This is a genomic window from Micromonospora okii, from assembly GCF_020884795.1.
GTDB lineage: Bacteria > Actinomycetota > Actinomycetes > Mycobacteriales > Micromonosporaceae > Micromonospora > Micromonospora okii.
Genome location: NZ_BBZF01000014.1, coordinates 482,403 through 498,727 on the forward strand (window position 1 = coordinate 482,403; position 16,325 = coordinate 498,727).

Below are 16,325 nucleotides of genomic sequence, written 5' to 3' on the forward strand. Positions count from 1 at the left end.
TACAACGGAATGCGTTAACAGGGGGCCCCTCCTTACACCCCCAGCAGGGTGCGGAGGTGGCGCGGGGGCGGGCAGTCGTGGGCCAGCATCGCGTCGTGCCACTCGCGCAGCGGCACCCCCGACGGGCGCAGCGCGGCGATCTCGGCGACCTCGCTGTACCCGACGAAGTACGTGGAGAGCTGCGTGGAGGTGAGCAGCGCCCGCCGCCACTTGCCGGCCGCCTCGCCCTCCTCCTGGAAGCCCCGGCCGGTCATCAGCGCCATCGCCTCGGCCTCGGGCAGGTCGTCGCAGTGCACGAGCTGGTCGAGCAGCGCGTTGATGGTCATCCGGAGCTGCATCTTGAGCTGCTGCAACCGCACCGGCAGGCCACCGAAGCCGAGGCCGGCCATCAGCTCCTCGGTGTAGACCGCCCAGCCCTCCACGAACGGCCCGGACCGGGCGAGCGCCCGGACCCGGGTGGGGCCGACGTACCGGCGGGCGTGGGCGAGCTGGAGGAAGTGCCCGGGCACCGCCTCGTGGACGGTGAGGTTGCGGATCATGTGGTCGTTGTACTCGCGGTAGAACGAGTCCACCCGCGTCGCCGGCCAGTCCCGCGGGGTGGGGGCGATGCAGTAGAACGTCGGCAACGCCGCCGTCTCCAGCGGGCCCGGCGCGTCGCAGTACGCCACCGCCACGCCCCGGGCGAACTCCGGCATCTCCTGGATCACGCACGGGTCGTCGACCAGCGTGACCAGGTCGTGCGCCCGGACGAAGCCGGTCGCCTCGTCGAGGGTGATCGAGGCGAGCTCCACGACGGTGGCGTCGTCGGGGTGCTCGGCGGCCAGCAGGTCCAGCGCCCGGCGTACCGTCTCGTCGTCGGCCGGACCGCCGACCAGCTCGACGGCCGCCTCGCGGATCTCGGCGGTGACCCGCTCCAGGTTGGCCCAGGCGCGACGCTGCACCTCGGCGGCGCCCAGCTCGGTGTCGAGGGTGTGCCAGAGCCGGGCCTCCCAGCGCCGCCGGCCCAGCCGGGGGTCGCGCCCCGCGCCGCCGTCGGCGGCCAGGCCGGCGCGCAGCCAGCCCACGAACTCCTCCAGCGCGGCGATCGCCGCCGTCGCGGCGGGCTCCACCCGGTCGGCCAGGGCGGGCGCCTCGGCGAGCAGCCGGGGCACCTCGTCGCGGACCAGGGCCGCCGCGCCGGTGAACTGCCCGACCGCCGTCTCGGCGTGGACCCGGGGCATGTCACGCAGCGTCGCGCGGGCGGTCGCCAGGGCGTCCGGTACGGCCGCGAGCCGACCCGCCAGGGCGGTCAGCCGCACCTCCGCCGCGGCGAACGGGCGGGCCACCAGGGCGTGCAGCAGCGGGGCCGGGTTGTGCCGCAGCGGGTCCCACTCGTGCGCCCGGATCTCGTCGGCCTCGAACAGCCCCCGGTCGACCAGGGCGCTGAGCAGGGCGTGGTCGACCCGCTCCTCGACGTCGAGCGCGTCCGGGTCGACCTCGGAGAGGGCGTCGGCGGCGTCCCGGAGCATCGCCCGGTCGGCGGCGACGGCGTCGGCCGACAGGTCCGGCAACCGGTCGTCGTACCGGTGGTCGCCGGCGGACGAGGCGAGGCCGGGCCGGCTCTCCAGCAGGGCGTCGACGATCCGTTCGGCACGGGGTGCGAAGGATGACATGCGACGACCCTAGCGGGGAGCCGGCACCCGCGTCGGGCGTCAGGCGGGGCGCTTGCCCGCCTCGTCCACCACGGCACGGGTCAGCACGGCGGTGGTGGCGGTGAGCATCCCGGCCTTGCCGGTCTCGTTGTCCCGGACGAGGTAGGAGCGCTCGCCGAGGTACTCGTAGGTGCTCCGGTCGAAGATCCACTCCGTACGCTGGCCGAACTCGTCGGTGAAGCCCACGGCCACCCCGGTCCGCCCGGCAGCGTCGACGGACTCCGGCACCAGGACCGCCCCCGGGATCTTCGCCGCCGCGCGGTAGAGGGCGGCGTTGACCTCGGGCGGCAGCAGGCTCTCCCGCAACGCCCCGCCAATGAAGTCGAAAGCGCCGTAGTCGCGAGGCTGGTCCTCCCGATCCGCCACCGCGTAGGCGTGCCGCAGCAGCGCCTCCGGGTCCGTCGGCAGGTTCGCGTACCTGGCGTTGGGGGGGCCGCCCACACTTTTGAACGTCTCGCCCCGCTCGCGGACGAGCGCGTCGCCGCCGTTCTGGGGCACCCAGATCTCGCGGTCGTGCACCTCGTCGAGCACCTGTGCGTTCACCCCGGCCTCCTTCGGGCCGTCGCCGCCCTCGGGGAAGGTGAGCCAGGCGACCTTGCTGCGGACGTAGACGAAGCCGCCGCCGACCACCGGCGTCACCGGCTTCGCGGCGGCCACCAGGGCGGCCCGCTCCATCAGCGGGGCCACGCCGGCGGCGTCCCCGGCCAGCACGGTGACGTACTGCTGCGCGCGGGTGCCCGCTGCGGGGTCCGAGCCGGGCAGCCCGACGGTGGCGACCAGCGCGGCGGCCAGGGCGGTGGCGGCCACCGGCGCGGCGATCCAGGCCAGCCGGCGGCGGAACCGGGCCGCCGGGCGGGCGGACGCCGCCGCCGGGGTGGGGGTGATCTCGTTCATGAAGGCTTCCTTCAGGACGCGATGGCGGTCGGCGGGAAGCTCCCCACCGGGCGGTGGGGGCACCGACCGGGCGAGGGCGGCGCGCTCGGCAGGATCAAGCCGTGGGATCATCGGTTCATCTCCTGGTTCGACCGGGCCGCGGTCGCGCGGCCACCCTGTACCTGTCCATGAGGCGGAGCGGGTTCCCGGTCCGGCGGCCCCGCGCTGAGCGCCCGCTCGGCGAGGGCACGCAGTTTCGTCCGGGCCCGCGACAACCGGGACCGGACCGTGCCGATCGGCAGACCGAGCGCCTCCGCTGCGGCGGCGTAGTCCAGCCCCGACCAGACGCAGAGGGTGAAGACCTCCCGTTCCGCCGGGCGCAGGGCGGCCAGCGCCGCCTCGGCCGCCGCCACCCGGCCGACGTCGTCCATCCGGTCGCTCAGCTCGTCGGCGAAGTCGGGGACGGTGTCGGCGCGCGGGACGCGGGCCAGCGCGGCCCGGTGCCGCCGGGCCGCCCGGTTCGTGTTGCGCAGCACGTTCGTGGCGATCCCCAACAGCCACGGCAGGACGCTGTCACCGTCGGGCCGCAGCCTGCCGCGCAGCCGCCAGGCCTCCAGGAAGGTCAGCGACACCACGTCCTCGGCGGTGCCCCAGCAGCTCGTCGAACGGTACGCGTGCCGGTGCACGGCGCGGGCGTGGTCGTCGAACAGCTGCCCGAACGCCGCCGCGTCGCCGGCCCGCAGCCGGGCCCGATATGAACTGTCCACACCCTTCTCTGTCCGCTCGCCGGGGCGGGTTCCCACCGGAACCGACCCGGGACGCGGAACGGCCTCGCCGGAACCGATCCGGGGGCGCGGGTCGGCCTCGCCGGAACCGACCCGGGGCGCGGGTCGGCCCGTGGCACCCGGCCGGCCCCGTGGACGGCGGGTCAGCCGGCGTCGGCGGCCCGTTCGGCGGCGCGGACCGCCTCGGCATAGGCGCGGGCAGCGCGGCGGAGGGCGGCCTCCGGGTCGATGCCCGCCTCGCGGGCCGCCGCGACCGTGGCCAGCAGGCTCGCGCCCAGGCGCGCCTCCGGGTCGACCTGCGTCTGCGCCAGCGGGGGCGGGACGGCCAGCCCGGCGCGGCCGGCGCGCTCCAGGATCTTGGCCGCCAGGGCCAGCGCGGGCAGGCTCGGCGCGATGCCGTCCAGCACCGAGGCCCGGGCCTTCTCGGCCCGCTTGATCCGGTCCCAGTTGGCGGTGATCTCGTCCAGGGTGGTGGCCTGGTCGCCGGCGAAGACGTGCGGGTTGCGCCGGATCATCTTGTCGACCAGGCCACCGGCCACGTCGTCGACGTTCCACCGCTCGCCCTCCGGCAGCCCCTCGGCCAGCCGGGCGTGCAGCACCACCTGGAGCAGCACGTCACCCAGCTCCTCGCGGAGCGCGTCGGTGTCGTCGGCGTCGATCGCGTCGTACGCCTCGTAGCACTCCTCGATCAGGTAGCCGGCGAGGCTGCGGTGGGTCTGCGCCCGCTTCCACGGGTCACCGCCGGGCGAGACCAGCCGGTCCATCACCTCGACCGCGTCGAGCAGCCGGGCACCCGGCGGGTCCCACGAGCCGTGCATCAGCTCCAGCTCGGCCAGCCCCGGCTCCCGGGCCAGCCGCAGCCCCAGCTCCCGGGCCAGCGCCTCGTCGCCGGCCGGCCCGGCCAGCCAGACCGCCGCGCCGTGCGCCGCCGCCGTGGCCAGCAGCGCCGGCACCGCCGGGCCGTCCGGCACGGTCACCTCGGCGCCCGTCGCCCGCACGGCCGTCGCCAGCTCGCTCTCCGCCCCGGCCAGCACCGGGTGCGCGCGTACGGCGTCCCAGGCGGCGGCGGTCAGCAGCCCGGCCGGGAGCCGGGGCGAGGTGACCAGCAGGACGATCCGGGCGGTCATACCCCGGGAGCAGCCGGGGCGCTCGGCTCGCCCGACGGGGCCTGCGGGGTGGAGATGTCGGTGACCGGGCCGTCCTCGTCGATGAAGGGCAGCGAGTAGAAGATCAGCGACTGGCCGGTGCTGACCACCGACGGCACGCCGACCGGCCGGTAGCGGGGGTTGACCGACGACCCGGCCTTCTCCGCCTCCGCCTGGAGGGCCGCGCTGAGCGCGGTGGCACCGCGCACGAAGCCGCCCGGGGTGCCCGCGCCGCCGCTCTCGCCGAACGCCTGCCGCACCTGCGACACGGTCATTCCGGACTGGATCGCCCCGGTCTTCTCGATGGCCCGGTAGACGGCCATGACCGCCTCGTCGTTCACCTCGGCCGTGGGCAGCCGCGCGCCCAACGCGGCGGAGATGTCCACCCACTCGCTCCACAGCCGGGTGTACTCGGCGGCGGCCGGCACCCGGAGCTGCCGCTCCAACTGCTCCGGCTTGACCTCGTCGGGCACCTGGATGCCCTGCGCGGCCACCACCCGCTTGCCCAACTCGACGCTGACCAGCAGGTCCAGCACGTCCTGCCGGGTCACGTCCGAGCGCAGCTGCGCCGGCCCCGGGGTGGCCCCGGCCTGCGCGGCCTCGGCGCTCACCGCGGCGGCGTACAACCCCTGGGCGTTGTCGTAGATCTCGTCCACCCGGTCCACGGAGAACTTCGCGTCGCCCACGTAGGCGGCGACGTCCGGCGCGGACTTCCCGCACGCACCGAGGGAGAGGACACCGAGGGCCGCGACGCTGGCGGCGGCGATGAGACGGCGAGTACGCATGATTGTCACTCTCTCATGCGTCCCCACCGGCGGCGACGCCGCCCACCGGGCGCTACCCCTCACCGGGCACCCGCCCCGGCCGGCTCCGCAGGTGCGCCGAGGACGTCGGAGAGGAGCTGCGCGCACCACTCCAGAAGGGCCTGGTCGCGCAGGGGCTCGCCACCGATCCGACGGGTGCTCGGGCGGGGCACGCTGACCTGGTCGAGCGCGGCCTTGTAGACCGAGTCCGGGTGGTACCGCTTGAGGCGGAGCTGCTTGGAGTCGGGCAGCGGCAGCGGGCCGAACCGCAGGTGCTTGCCCTGCATGGAGACGTCGGTGAGGCCGTACCGGCGGGCCAGCAGCCGAAACCGCGCCACCGCCACGAGGTTCTGCACCGGGGCGGGCGGCTCGCCGTACCGGTCGGTCATCTCGGCCACGACCTCGCGCAGCCGCTCCTCGTCGCGGGCCTCGGCGAGCTTGCGGTACATCTCCAGGCGCAGCCGCTCCACCCCGACGTAGTCGTGCGGCAGGTGCGCGTCCACCGGCAGGTCGATTTTGACGTCGGCCTCCTCCTCGGGCCGCTCCCCCTTGAACGCCTGCACGGCCTCGCCGACCATGCGGACGTACAGGTCGAAGCCGACGCCCTCGATGTGGCCCGACTGCTCGCCGCCGAGCAGGTTGCCCGCGCCCCGGATCTCCAGGTCCTTCATGGCCACGTACATGCCCGCGCCCAGCTCGGTGTGCTGCGCGATGGTGGCGAGCCGCTCGTGGGCGTGCTCGGTGAGCGGCTTCTCCGGCGGGTAGAGGAAGTACGCGTACGCCCGCTCCCGGCCCCGGCCGACCCGGCCGCGGATCTGGTGGAGCTGGGCCAGGCCGAGCAGGTCGGCCCGCTCCACGATCAGGGTGTTGGCGTTCGGGATGTCGATGCCGGACTCCACGATGGTGGTGCAGACCAGGACGTCGAACTCCTTCTCCCAGAAGCCGACCATCACCTTCTCCAGGGCCTCCTCGCCCATCTGGCCGTGCGCCACCGCCACCCTCGCCTCGGGCACCAGCTCGCGGAGCTTCCGCGCCGTCCGGTCGATCGACTCGACCCGGTTGTGCAGGTAGAAGACCTGGCCGTCGCGGAGCAGCTCGCGGTGGATGGAGGCGGCCACCTGCCGCTCGTCGTGCGCGCCGACGAAGGTCAGCACCGGGTGCCGCTCCTCCGGCGGGGTGGCGATGGTCGACATCTCGCGGATGCCGGTGATCGCCATCTCCAGCGTGCGCGGGATCGGGGTGGCCGACATGGCGAGCACGTCGACCGAGGCGCGCAGCGTCTTCAGGTGCTCCTTGTGCTCGACGCCGAAGCGCTGCTCCTCGTCGATGATGACCAGCCCGAGGGACTTGAACCGGGTGGCCGACTGGAGCAGCCGGTGGGTGCCGATGACGATGTCCACGGTGCCGTCGGCGACCATCTCCATCGTCCGCTCGGACTCCTTCGGCGTCTGGAAGCGGGAGAGCTGCCGGATGGTCACCGGGAACTGGCTCATCCGCTCGGCGAACGTGTTGTAGTGCTGCTGCACGAGCAGGGTCGTCGGCACCAGCACGGCGACCTGCTTGCCGTCCTGCACCGCCTTGAACGCCGCCCGCACCGCGATCTCGGTCTTGCCGTACCCGACGTCGCCGCAGATCAGCCGGTCCATCGGGACGGTCTGCTCCATGTCCCGCTTGACCTCTTCGATGGCGGCGAGCTGGTCGGGCGTCTCCTGCCAGGGGAAGGCGTCCTCCAGCTCCCGCTGCCACGGGGTGTCCGGCCCGAACGGGTGCCCCTTGGACGCCTTTCGGGCGGCGTAGAGCTGGATGAGCTGGGCGGCGATCTCCCGGACCGCCTTGCGGGCGCGGGCCTTCGACTTCTGCCAGTCCGCGCCGCCCATCTTGTGCAGGGTCGGCTGCTCGCCGCCGACGTACCGGGAGAGCTGGTCGAGCTGGTCGGTGGGGACGAAGAGCCGGTCGCCGGGCTGGCCGCGCTTGCTCGCGGCGTACTCGATGACCAGGTACTCGCGGGACGCGCCGTTGACGGTGCGCTGGACCAGCTCGACGTACCGGCCGATGCCGTGCTGCTCGTGCACCACGTGGTCGCCGGCCCGCAGCTCCAGCGGGTCGATGGTGTTGCGCCGCCGGCTCGGCATCTTGCGCATGTCCCGGGTCGAGGTGCCCCGCCCGCCGGTGACGTCGTTGCCGGTGAGCAGCGCGAACCGGGACGCCTCGTCCACGAACCCGCTGGTCAGGCCGCCGCAGGTGACCAGCGGCACGCCCGGCTCGGGCGCGGTCGGCACCCGCTCGGCGAACCGCGCGCCGAGGCCCGCGTCGTGCAGCACCTCGACGGCCCGCTGGGCGGGGCCGTGGCCCTCGAAGACCAGCGCCACCGACCAGCCCTCGCCGGCCCACCGCTTCAGGTCCTCGACCACGCGGTCGGTCTCGCCGTGGTAGAGCGGGGCCGGCTGGGCGGCCAGGGTCACCGCGATGGCGTCGTCGGGCGTGACGTCGACCTCGGCGGGCGCGTCCTCCCAGGGCTGCCGCGCCGAAGCCGCCGCGTCCGCCTCGACCAGGCCGAACGGCGCGAGGGTCCACCAGGGCTGGCCCAGGGCGCGGGCGTGCGCCCGTACGTCGGCCAGGGTCTTGAAGGCGGCGGCCCCGAGGTCCACCGGGGCCTGGCCGCCGACGGCGGCGGCGGCCCAGCTCGCCTGGAGGAACTCCTCCGAGGTACGGACCAGGTCGTGTGCGCGGGTGCGGATGCGCTCGGGGTCGCAGAGCAGCACGTGGGTGCCGGCCGGCATGCAGTCCGGCAGCAGCTCCAGCGAGTCCGCGCCGACCAGCGCGGGGGCCAGGGACTCCATCCCCTCGACGGGGATGCCCTCGGCCAGCTTGTCCAGGATCTCGGCCAGCTCGGGGTGCTCGGCCGCGAGCGCGGCGGCCCGCCGCCGCACGGCCGGGGTCAGCAGCAGCTCCCGGCACGGGGGCGCCCAGAGCAGCGGTACGGCCTCGATGGTCCGCTGGTCGGCGACGGCGAAGGTGCGGATCTCCTCCACCTCGTCGCCCCAGAACTCGACCCGGGACGGGTGCTCGTCGGTGGGCGGGAAGACGTCGAGGATGCCGCCGCGCACCGCGAACTCGCCGCGCTTGGTGACCAGGTCCACCCGGGCGTACGCCATGTCGGTGAGCCGGCGGGCGACCTCCTCCAGGTCGGCCTCGTCCCCGGCGGCCAGCCGCACCGGCTCCAGGTCGCCGAGCCCCTTGAGCTGCGGCTGAAGCAGCGACCGGACCGGCGCGACGACCACCCGCAGCGGCCCGGTGCGCCCCCGGGCGTCGGCGGCGTCGGGGTGGGCGAGCCGGCGCAGCACGGCCAGCCGCCGGCCGACGGTGTCGGACCGGGGCGAGAGCCGCTCGTGCGGCAGCGTCTCCCAGGAGGGGAAGACGGCGACCTGCTCGGCCGGCAGGAGGCTGCCCAGCGCCGAGGCCAGGTCGTCGGCCTCCCGGCTGGTGGCGGTGACCGCCAGCACGGGCCGCCCCGCGCCCCCGCCGGGCGCGCCGTCGACTCCCTCGCCCGTGGGGTCGGCGGCCACGGCGGCGACGGCGAACGGGCGCAGCGCCGCCGGGGCGGTCAGGTCCAGCCCGTCGACCTGCGCGGCACCGGAGCGTGCCAGGTCACGCGCCCGGGCCAGCCCGGGGTCGGCCAGGGCGGCGGCGAAGAGTCCGGTGAGCATTCGAGATCACTTCCAGCGGGTCGACGCACGACGACGACCCCGCGTCCGGCGGGACACGGGGGTGCACCCCGCCAGCCTATCTCCGCCCACCACTGATCCTGCCCGGCGCGCGGCAAGATCGACACCAGGTCCCCGACATGGCGGCATCCCAGCGCCCCGGACCCCGCCATGTCGGCGACCTGGAGACGGCGGGCCGACGGGGGCGGGGCCGGGCGGGCCGGACGGGGCACGTTCGCGGCGCGGCGCCGCGCGGCCAAGATCAACACCAGGTCCCCGACATGGCGGTATCCCAGGGCCCCGGACACCGCCATGTCGGCGACCTGGAGGCGGCCCGGGCGGCGCGACCCCGATCAGGCGACGCGAAGCGAGCCCGGGTCGAGCTGACGCAGCAACCGCGGGGCCAGGTGTGCCAGGGCACGGGACTGCGCCAGGTCGATCGGCCACCGCTCGACGTCCGCCCCTGCGGAGAGCTCCAGCAGCAGGCCGGACGGCGGAGTCGGGCCGACGTCCATCCGCCACAGGCCGATTCCGACCTGGATCACCTCGTCACCTCGGACAGCCACGCTCGTCAGGCGGGACAGGTGCAGGTCGTTCGGCGCGGCGCAGTCCGGGCCGCGCAGACACCAGGGTGGATGGGCGGGGTTCGGTTTCGACATTGTCGCCGTTATAGACAGTGTCAATCTCTGGTGATCTACTTGGTTCCGCGAGCCAGGGAGACACCATGAACACACCCAAATACGAGCAGGTCGCCTCGGCGATCCGCGAACAGATCCGGAGCGGAGTGCTCAAACCCGGCGACCAGCTCCCCACCACCCAGGGCCTGATCGAGCAGTACTCGGTCTCCTACGGGTCGGTCCGCACCGCCCTGCTCATCCTCAAGGCCGAAGGGCTCATCGAGGGCAGGCAGGGCGAGGGGGTCTTCGTACGCAGTCGGGACGGCCAGTAGGACGCGATCGGCGGAAGTAGGCCCATGCCTGCGTACACGAAGAAACAGCGACTCATCGACACCCTGACCGGCCGCATCGAGTCCGGCGAGTACCCGCCGGGAGGCAAGCTGCCCTCCGGCACCCAGCTGTGCGCCGAGTTCGGCGTCTCCCGCCAGGTGGTCCGCTCGGCCATCGACTGGCTGAAGGCCCGGGGCCTGCTGGAGGGCGTCCCGGGCGCCGGCGTCTTCGTGCGGGACCAGGACGCCCGATGAGCACGCCGGCGGTCAGTAGCGGACGGTGATGCGGCGTTCCACCGCGTCCACGATCACCTCGCCGCCGTACGGAACGACCACCTGCGGGTCGGTGTGGCCGAGGTCGACGTCGAAGACGGCCACCGCATCCGGGGCGTACTCCGCCAGCGCCCGGGTCACCGCCGCCCGCTGCTCGTCCGCGTACGCCCGCCGCTGCTCAGAGGTGTGCGGGTGGGCGAAGTCCCACGCCTTGGCCCGGCCGACGAGCACGGCCGGGAAGCCGGCGAGCAGCCCGCGCTCCCCCAGGTTGCGCAGCATCCGGTACACCTCGGTGCCCGACGGCAGCTCCTGCGAGGTCTCGACGATCAGCACCTCGCCCGCGTGGTCGGCGACCGCCCCGACCCGGTCGGCGGCCAGCAGCCAGTGCAGGATCTCCAGGTTGCCGCCCCAGGTCCGGCCCCGCACCACCGTCGCCGGACCCTGCCAGCGCCAGCCCGCTCCGGGGAACATGACCGGCTCGTCGGCGAGGGTGGCCGGGTCGCGCCAGTCGTTCGGCTGGTCGCCCCACTCGGGGGCGGGGACGAGGTCGTACCAGTCGGAGGTGAACAGGGCGGCGCGCAGCGAGTCGGCGGTCAGCGGGTGGAGCGCGCCCGGCCGGCCGAGGTGCACCAGCACGGACCCGCCGTGGTACGCCACGATCCCCAGCCGGTGCAGGTGATGGAGCAGGTTCGTGTTGTCGGAGTAGCCGAAAAAGGGCTTCGGGTTGGCCCGGAGGACGGCGTCGTCCAGGTGCGGGGTGACGGTGATCTGGTCGTCCCCGCCGATCGTGGCGAGGACGGCGGTGATCGACGGGTCCGCGAAGGCGGCGGTGAGGTCCCGGGCCCGGTGGCGCGGGTCGGCTCCCATGACCCGGGTGGTCGGGTACTCGACCGGCTCCAGGCCGAACTCGTCGCGCAGCCGGCGCAGGCCCATCTCGTACACGTGGGGGAAGATCGCCGGCAGCCCGGCGGAGGGTGAGACGACCGCGACCCGGTCCCCCGGCCTCGGCTTGGGCGGATACCTCAACGACTCCATGGTCCGACGCTACCGGCGGCCCCAACCGCTTTTCCGCGCCCGACCACGCCCGGCCCCGCCCGACCACGCACGACCGCGCCTGAACGCGCCCGACCGCGCACCCGCGAAACGCCGCAAGCCAGGCATAACGCCCCCTAGGCTGGCCACGTGGACGAGGAGGCGGATCTTCCGCTGCGCGACTGGCTGCCCCGCACCGCCGCCCTGCTGGTCGGCACGCTGGCGCTGGCAGCCGCGTTCATCGCCGCGTACGTGGGAGCGCTGCACCAGCCCACCCCCCGCGACGTACCGGTCGGGGTGGTCTTCGGCGACCAGCGCGCCGAGGCGGTCCTGGCCGCCGTGCGCGGCCGGACCGACGCGATCGAAGCCGTCGAGTACGACGACGCCGCAGCCGCCGACGACGGCCTGCTCACCCGGGACGTGTACGGGGTGCTCACCTCCACGCCGCAGGGCGGGTTGCGCCTGGCCGCCGCGAGCGCCTCCGCGCCGGCCGCCACCGAGCTGATCGAGCAGGTGCTCGGCCAGGCCGCCCGGGAGGCGAACCTGCCGCTGGAGGTGACCGACGAGGTGCCCGTGGCGGCGGGCGACCCGCGCGGCCTCGTCCCGTTCTACCTCGCGGTCGGCTACGTGCTCGGCGGCTACCTCGCGTCCACGGCGCTGGGGCTGAAGACCGGCACCGCGCCCCGCAGCCTGGCACGCGCCGGGCTGCGGATCGCCGCCCTCGCCGCGTACGCGGTGGTGCTCGGCGTGGTGGGCGCGCTGATCGTCGGCCCGGTGCTGGACGTGTACGACCACGACGTGCCGGCGGTCGCGGCGGTCGGGGCGCTCGTGGTCTTCGCCGCCGGGATGGTCGCCGCCGCCGTGCAGGGGTGGCTCGGCCTGCTCGGCACCGGGCTCGTCATCCTGCTGCTCGTGGTGCTCGGCAACCCCGGCTCCGGCGGCGTCTACGCCCCGGAGTTCCTGCCCGGCTGGCTGCGCGGGATGCACCGGTGGAACGTGCCCGGGCTGGCCACCGATCTGATCAAGTCGGCGGTCTACTTCGACCGCCGGTCGGTCCGCTGGCCGCTGGGCGCCCTCGCCCTCTGGACGGTGCTCGGCGTCGTGGGATTGCTCACGGCCACCCTGTTCCGCAGCCGGCGGGCCGCCGCCCGGCGCACGCCTCCCACCAGGGAAGATGCGCGCCGGGCCGGGTGACGGGCGTTTGCAGGGGCCCCCTGTACGACAAAAAGCGATAACAAGGGGCCCCTCCTTTCGAAGGGGTCGGCGCGGATACGATCCAGGGAGTCGGACAGCGCGGTCCTTCGTCCCTCGGCGCAAGGAGCGCACCCGTGACCGACCACCACGACCACGACGGCCCCGACGCCGCACTGCGGGCCGACATCCGCCGCCTCGGCACCCTGCTCGGGCAGACCCTCGCCCGGCAGGAGGGCCGCCCCCTGCTCGACCTGGTCGAGGAGATCCGCGCCCTGGTGCGCTCCGACGCCCCCACCGCCGCCCAGCGGCTCGGCGGGCTGGACGTCACCACCGGCACCAAGCTGGCCCGCGCCTTCTCCACCTACTTCCACCTGGCCAACATCACCGAGCAGGTGCACCGGGCCCGGGACCTGCGCCGCCGCCGGGCGGCCCAGGGCGGCTGGCTCGACCAGGCGGCCAAGATGATCGCCGAGCGCGGGGTGCCCGCCGAGGAGATCGCGGCGGTGGCCCGCCGGCTCGCCGTACGGCCGGTCTTCACCGCCCACCCGACCGAGGCGGCCCGCCGGTCGATCCTGTCGAAGCTGCGCGCGGTCGCCGACCAACTGGACGCCGAGACCGCCAACGCGATCCTCTACGGGGCCAGCGACGAGGGGCCGGCGAACCGGCGCCTGGCCGAGCTGCTGGACCTGATGTGGCAGACCGACGAGCTGCGGCTCGACCGGCCCGACCCCACCGACGAGGCCCGCAACGCCATCTACTACCTGCGCGACCTGTACGCCGAGGCCGCCCCGCAGGTGCTCGACGACCTCGCCGACACGCTGCGCACCCTCGGGGTGGAGACGTCGCCGACCTCCCGCCCGCTGACCTTCGGCACCTGGATCGGCGGCGACCGGGACGGCAACCCGTTCGTCACCCCGCAGGTGACCGGCGAGGTGCTGCGCATCCAGCACGAGCACGGCATCTCGGCCACCGAGGCGGCGATGGACCACCTGATCACCGAGGTGTCCGTCTCCCGCCGGCTGCGCGGGGTGTCGCTGGACCTCTCCGCGAGCCTCGCCGCCGACCTGGACGCGCTGCCCGACGTGGCCCCCCGGTTCCGCCGGGTCAACGCCGAGGAGCCGTACCGGCTCAAGGCCCGATGCGTGAAGGCGAAGCTGGCCAACACCCGGGAGCGGCTGCGCCTGGGCACCCCGCACGTGCCCGGGCGGGACTACCAGGGCTCCGCCGAGCTGATCGCCGACCTGGAGCTGCTGCGCGCCTCGCTGGCCCGCAACGCCGGCCAGCTCACCGCCGTGGGCCGGCTCGCCTCCACCATCCGTACGGTGTCCGCGTTCGGCCTGCACCTGGCGACGATGGACGTGCGCGAGCACGCCGAGAAGCACCACGAGGTGCTCACCCAGTTGTACGCGGCGGTCGGCGAGGTCTCCGACTACCCGGCGCTGACCCGCCTGGAGCGCACGAAGCTGCTCGCCGACGAGCTGACCGGCCGCCGGCCGCTGTCGACGCTGGACACGCCGCTGACCGAGAGCGCCCGCAAGACGTTCGACGTGTTCACCACGATCCGCGAGGCGCAGGACCGCTTCGGTTCCGAGGTCATCGAGTCGTACATCATCTCGATGACCCTCGGCGTGGACGACGTGCTCGCCGCCGTGTTGCTGGCCCGCGAGGCCGGGCTGGTGGACGTGCACAGCGGCCGGGCCCGGGTCGGCTTCGTGCCGCTGCTGGAGACCCCGGCCGAGCTGAACTCCGGCGGCGAACTGCTCGACGAGCTGCTGTCGCTGCCCGCGTACCGGGCGCTCGTGGCGGCCCGGGGCGACGTGCAGGAGGTGATGCTGGGCTACTCCGACTCGAACAAGGAGGCGGGCATCACCACCAGCCAGTGGTCGATCCACCGGGCCCAGCGGGCGCTGCGCGACGTGGCCGCCCGGCACGGGGTGCACCTGCGGCTGTTCCACGGCCGGGGCGGCACCGTCGGGCGCGGCGGCGGCCCCACCCACGAGGCGATCCTGGCCCAGCCGTACGGCACGCTGGACGGCGCGATCAAGGTCACCGAGCAGGGCGAGGTCATCTCCGACAAGTACACGCTGCCGGCGCTGGCCCGGGAGAACCTGGAGCTGACGATGGCCGCCGTGCTCCAGGCGACCCTGCTGCACACCGCGCCCCGGCAGCCCGCCGAGATGCTGGAGCGCTGGGACGCGGCGATGGACGTGGTCTCCGACTCGGCGTTCCGCTCCTACCGCTCGCTGGTGGAGAACCCGGACCTGCCGGAGTACTTCTGGGCGTCCACGCCGACCGAGCTGCTCGGCGCGCTGAACATCGGCTCCCGGCCGGCGAAGCGCCCGAACACCGGGGCCGGGCTGGCCGGGCTGCGGGCCATCCCGTGGGTCTTCGGCTGGACGCAGACCCGGCAGATCGTGCCCGGCTGGTTCGGGGTGGGCTCCGGCCTGGCGGCGGCCCGCGAGGCCGGCCTGGAGGACGTGCTCGCCGAGATGCACCGCAACTGGCACTTTTTCCGCACGTTCCTGTCGAACGTCGAGATGATGCTGACCAAGACCGACCTGAGCATCGCCCGCCGGTACGTCGAGACGCTGGTGCCGAAGAAGCTGCACCCGATCTTCTCGACGATCGAGGAGGAGTACGAGCTGACCAAGCGGGAGGTACTGGCGGTCACCGCCTCGCCGGCCCTGCTGGAGAACTCGCCGGTGCTCCAGCGCACCCTAGCGGTGCGCGACACCTACCTGGAGCCGCTGCACCACCTCCAGGTGGCGCTGCTGCGGCAGTACCGGGAGTCGGGCGCGGCCGGTCGGGCCGTGGTGACCGCCCCGGGCGGCCGGCGCGCCCCCAACGACGGCACGGCGCTGGAGCGGGCGCTGCTCACCACGGTCAACGGCATCGCCGCCGGTATGCGCAACACGGGCTGAGGTGTAAGGAGGGGACCCCTGTTAACGCTTTCCGCATAGCAGGGGCCCCCTCCTAACGCCCCAAACCGGCGGCAGCGCGCCGGGCGGCGCACGGTGCGGCAGCGGCGGGGCAGCAGCGCACGGCGGGGCAGCAGCGTGGCGGGCGGCGGCGGTCACCAGTCGCCGCCGCCGAAGTCACCCCCACCGAAGTCGCCGCCGCCGAAATCCCCGCCGCCGAAGTCTCCACCGCCGCCGAAGTCGCCGGCCTGGTCGCCGCCGAAGCCCTCGCCGTACTCCGCGCCATCGCCGAAGCCCTCCTGGTAGCCGGCCCCGTACCCGTATCCGGGGTCGGCGAACGCCGGGGAGAAGAGCGCGTCGGCGATCAGCATGCCGCCGAGCACGCCCGCGCCCGCCCCGAGCGCCGTCTTCCACCACGGCGTCGAGTACCAGCCGGCCGGCACCGGCCGCCCCTGGTACCGCCCACCCGGGTAGTAGTAGGGCGTGCCCTGGCCCGGCCGGGGGCCGGCCCGGAAGGTCTGCCCCTGCACGTTGACCTCGCGCTCCCGGGTGAGCTGGCCGGCGCCCTGCGCGGAGGCCAGCGGCGGCAGCTCGGGGCCGGGGTCGAGGCCCAGCGCCACCCGGGCCGCCCGCGCGTACGCCAGCCCCTCCAGCGCGGTCTCCCGGGCCAGCCGGTACTGGTGCGCCGTGCGGGCCTGCTCCAACTGGCTGCCCGCCGCGTTGTACCGCTCGCCGGCGTCGACCAGGGCCTGCCGCACGGCCGGGGCGTCGCCGTGCAGGTTCATCACCTGGCCGCCGAGGCGCTCGTACCAGCGCTGGGCGTCGGCGCGCGCGTCGGCCAGGCTGCGTGCCTCCCGCGCCGCGCTGTCCCGACGCCACCAGATCAGGCCACCGACCAGCACCGCGACGAGGACGACCACGAGCAGAAGTTCCATGCCGCCGAACGTACCCAGCGAGCGCA

At 74.5% G+C, this 16,325-nt stretch carries 13 protein-coding genes; 4 read left to right on the plus strand and 9 right to left on the minus strand.

Features of this window, described 5'->3' with window-relative positions:
* Positions 1–32: 32 nt before the first annotated feature.
* From LPU43_RS08790 to LPU43_RS08820, 7 genes are all read right to left on the minus strand, one after another.
* A complete protein-coding gene (locus LPU43_RS08790) occupies positions 33–1,652 on the minus strand; it encodes a DUF885 domain-containing protein (protein WP_229399746.1) in 1,620 nt (539 codons plus the stop codon).
* 39 nt (positions 1,653–1,691) lie between these two features.
* Complete coding sequence (locus LPU43_RS08795; RefSeq protein ID WP_255684287.1) at positions 1,692–2,696, minus strand: CU044_5270 family protein; 1,005 nt, start codon at positions 2,694–2,696, stop codon at positions 1,692–1,694.
* Complete coding sequence (locus tag LPU43_RS08800; RefSeq protein WP_229399748.1) at positions 2,693–3,331, minus strand: RNA polymerase sigma factor; 639 nt, start codon at positions 3,329–3,331, stop codon at positions 2,693–2,695. The genes LPU43_RS08795 and LPU43_RS08800 overlap by 4 nt, the downstream gene beginning before the upstream one ends.
* Before the next feature lie 161 nt (positions 3,332–3,492).
* Entirely contained in the window at positions 3,493–4,476 is a 984-nt protein-coding gene (locus LPU43_RS08805; RefSeq protein WP_229399749.1) for a nucleoside triphosphate pyrophosphohydrolase, read from the minus strand.
* Positions 4,473–5,279 (minus strand): SurA N-terminal domain-containing protein, encoded by an 807-nt coding sequence (locus LPU43_RS08810; protein WP_229399750.1) that lies wholly within the window; start codon positions 5,277–5,279, stop codon positions 4,473–4,475. The genes LPU43_RS08805 and LPU43_RS08810 overlap by 4 nt, the downstream gene beginning before the upstream one ends.
* Before the next feature lie 59 nt (positions 5,280–5,338).
* Positions 5,339–9,004 carry a transcription-repair coupling factor gene (gene mfd / locus LPU43_RS08815; protein WP_229399751.1) on the minus strand — a complete coding sequence of 1,222 codons (3,666 nt, stop codon included), beginning with the start codon at positions 9,002–9,004 and terminating at the stop codon, positions 5,339–5,341.
* A 350-nt stretch (positions 9,005–9,354) separates the two neighbouring features.
* Positions 9,355–9,546: a hypothetical protein gene (locus tag LPU43_RS08820; RefSeq protein ID WP_229399752.1), complete on the minus strand. Its 192-nt coding sequence runs from the start codon at positions 9,544–9,546 to the stop codon at positions 9,355–9,357.
* Between the two features lie 179 nt (positions 9,547–9,725).
* On the opposite strand from LPU43_RS08820, the gene LPU43_RS08825 reads away from it, so the two are divergent.
* Both LPU43_RS08825 and LPU43_RS08830 read left to right on the plus strand, forming a co-directional pair.
* Entirely contained in the window at positions 9,726–9,950 is a 225-nt protein-coding gene (locus tag LPU43_RS08825; RefSeq protein ID WP_229399753.1) for a FadR/GntR family transcriptional regulator, read from the plus strand.
* A gap of 24 nt (positions 9,951–9,974) precedes the next feature.
* The gene (locus LPU43_RS08830) at positions 9,975–10,202 is read left to right on the plus strand and encodes a winged helix-turn-helix domain-containing protein (RefSeq protein WP_229399754.1); all 228 of its coding nucleotides are present in this window, start codon (positions 9,975–9,977) and stop codon (positions 10,200–10,202) included.
* A 12-nt stretch (positions 10,203–10,214) separates the two neighbouring features.
* On the opposite strand, the gene LPU43_RS08835 is transcribed toward LPU43_RS08830, so the two are convergent.
* Positions 10,215–11,255 (minus strand): S66 family peptidase, encoded by a 1,041-nt coding sequence (locus LPU43_RS08835; protein WP_229399755.1) that lies wholly within the window; start codon positions 11,253–11,255, stop codon positions 10,215–10,217.
* A 147-nt stretch (positions 11,256–11,402) separates the two neighbouring features.
* On the opposite strand from LPU43_RS08835, the gene LPU43_RS08840 reads away from it, so the two are divergent.
* Together LPU43_RS08840 and ppc are read left to right on the plus strand one after the other, a co-directional pair.
* Positions 11,403–12,446, plus strand: a complete 1,044-nt coding sequence (locus LPU43_RS08840; protein WP_229399756.1) for a hypothetical protein — start codon at positions 11,403–11,405, stop codon at positions 12,444–12,446.
* 134 nt (positions 12,447–12,580) lie between these two features.
* Complete coding sequence (ppc, locus tag LPU43_RS08845; RefSeq protein WP_229399757.1) at positions 12,581–15,367, plus strand: phosphoenolpyruvate carboxylase; 2,787 nt, start codon at positions 12,581–12,583, stop codon at positions 15,365–15,367.
* A 152-nt stretch (positions 15,368–15,519) separates the two neighbouring features.
* On the opposite strand, the gene LPU43_RS08850 is transcribed toward ppc, so the two are convergent.
* Positions 15,520–16,299 (minus strand): hypothetical protein, encoded by a 780-nt coding sequence (locus LPU43_RS08850; RefSeq protein ID WP_229399758.1) that lies wholly within the window; start codon positions 16,297–16,299, stop codon positions 15,520–15,522.
* Positions 16,300–16,325: the final 26 nt, after the last annotated feature.

What these genes read in the sequence shown, in the direction of transcription:
- mfd (WP_229399751.1), bottom strand. Translation starts at nt 9,004, where the DNA reads ATGCTCACCGGACTCTTCGCCGCCGCCCTGGCCGACCCCGGGCTGGCC.
- LPU43_RS08835 (WP_229399755.1), bottom strand. Translation starts at nt 11,255, where the DNA reads ATGGAGTCGTTGAGGTATCCGCCCAAGCCGAGGCCGGGGGACCGGGTC.
- LPU43_RS08825 (WP_229399753.1), top strand. Translation starts at nt 9,726, where the DNA reads ATGAACACACCCAAATACGAGCAGGTCGCCTCGGCGATCCGCGAACAG.
- LPU43_RS08810 (WP_229399750.1), bottom strand. Translation starts at nt 5,279, where the DNA reads ATGCGTACTCGCCGTCTCATCGCCGCCGCCAGCGTCGCGGCCCTCGGT.
- LPU43_RS08805 (WP_229399749.1), bottom strand. Translation starts at nt 4,476, where the DNA reads ATGACCGCCCGGATCGTCCTGCTGGTCACCTCGCCCCGGCTCCCGGCC.
- LPU43_RS08795 (WP_255684287.1), bottom strand. Translation starts at nt 2,696, where the DNA reads ATGATCCCACGGCTTGATCCTGCCGAGCGCGCCGCCCTCGCCCGGTCG.
- LPU43_RS08830 (WP_229399754.1), top strand. Translation starts at nt 9,975, where the DNA reads ATGCCTGCGTACACGAAGAAACAGCGACTCATCGACACCCTGACCGGC.
- LPU43_RS08850 (WP_229399758.1), bottom strand. Translation starts at nt 16,299, where the DNA reads ATGGAACTTCTGCTCGTGGTCGTCCTCGTCGCGGTGCTGGTCGGTGGC.
- LPU43_RS08790 (WP_229399746.1), bottom strand. Translation starts at nt 1,652, where the DNA reads ATGTCATCCTTCGCACCCCGTGCCGAACGGATCGTCGACGCCCTGCTG.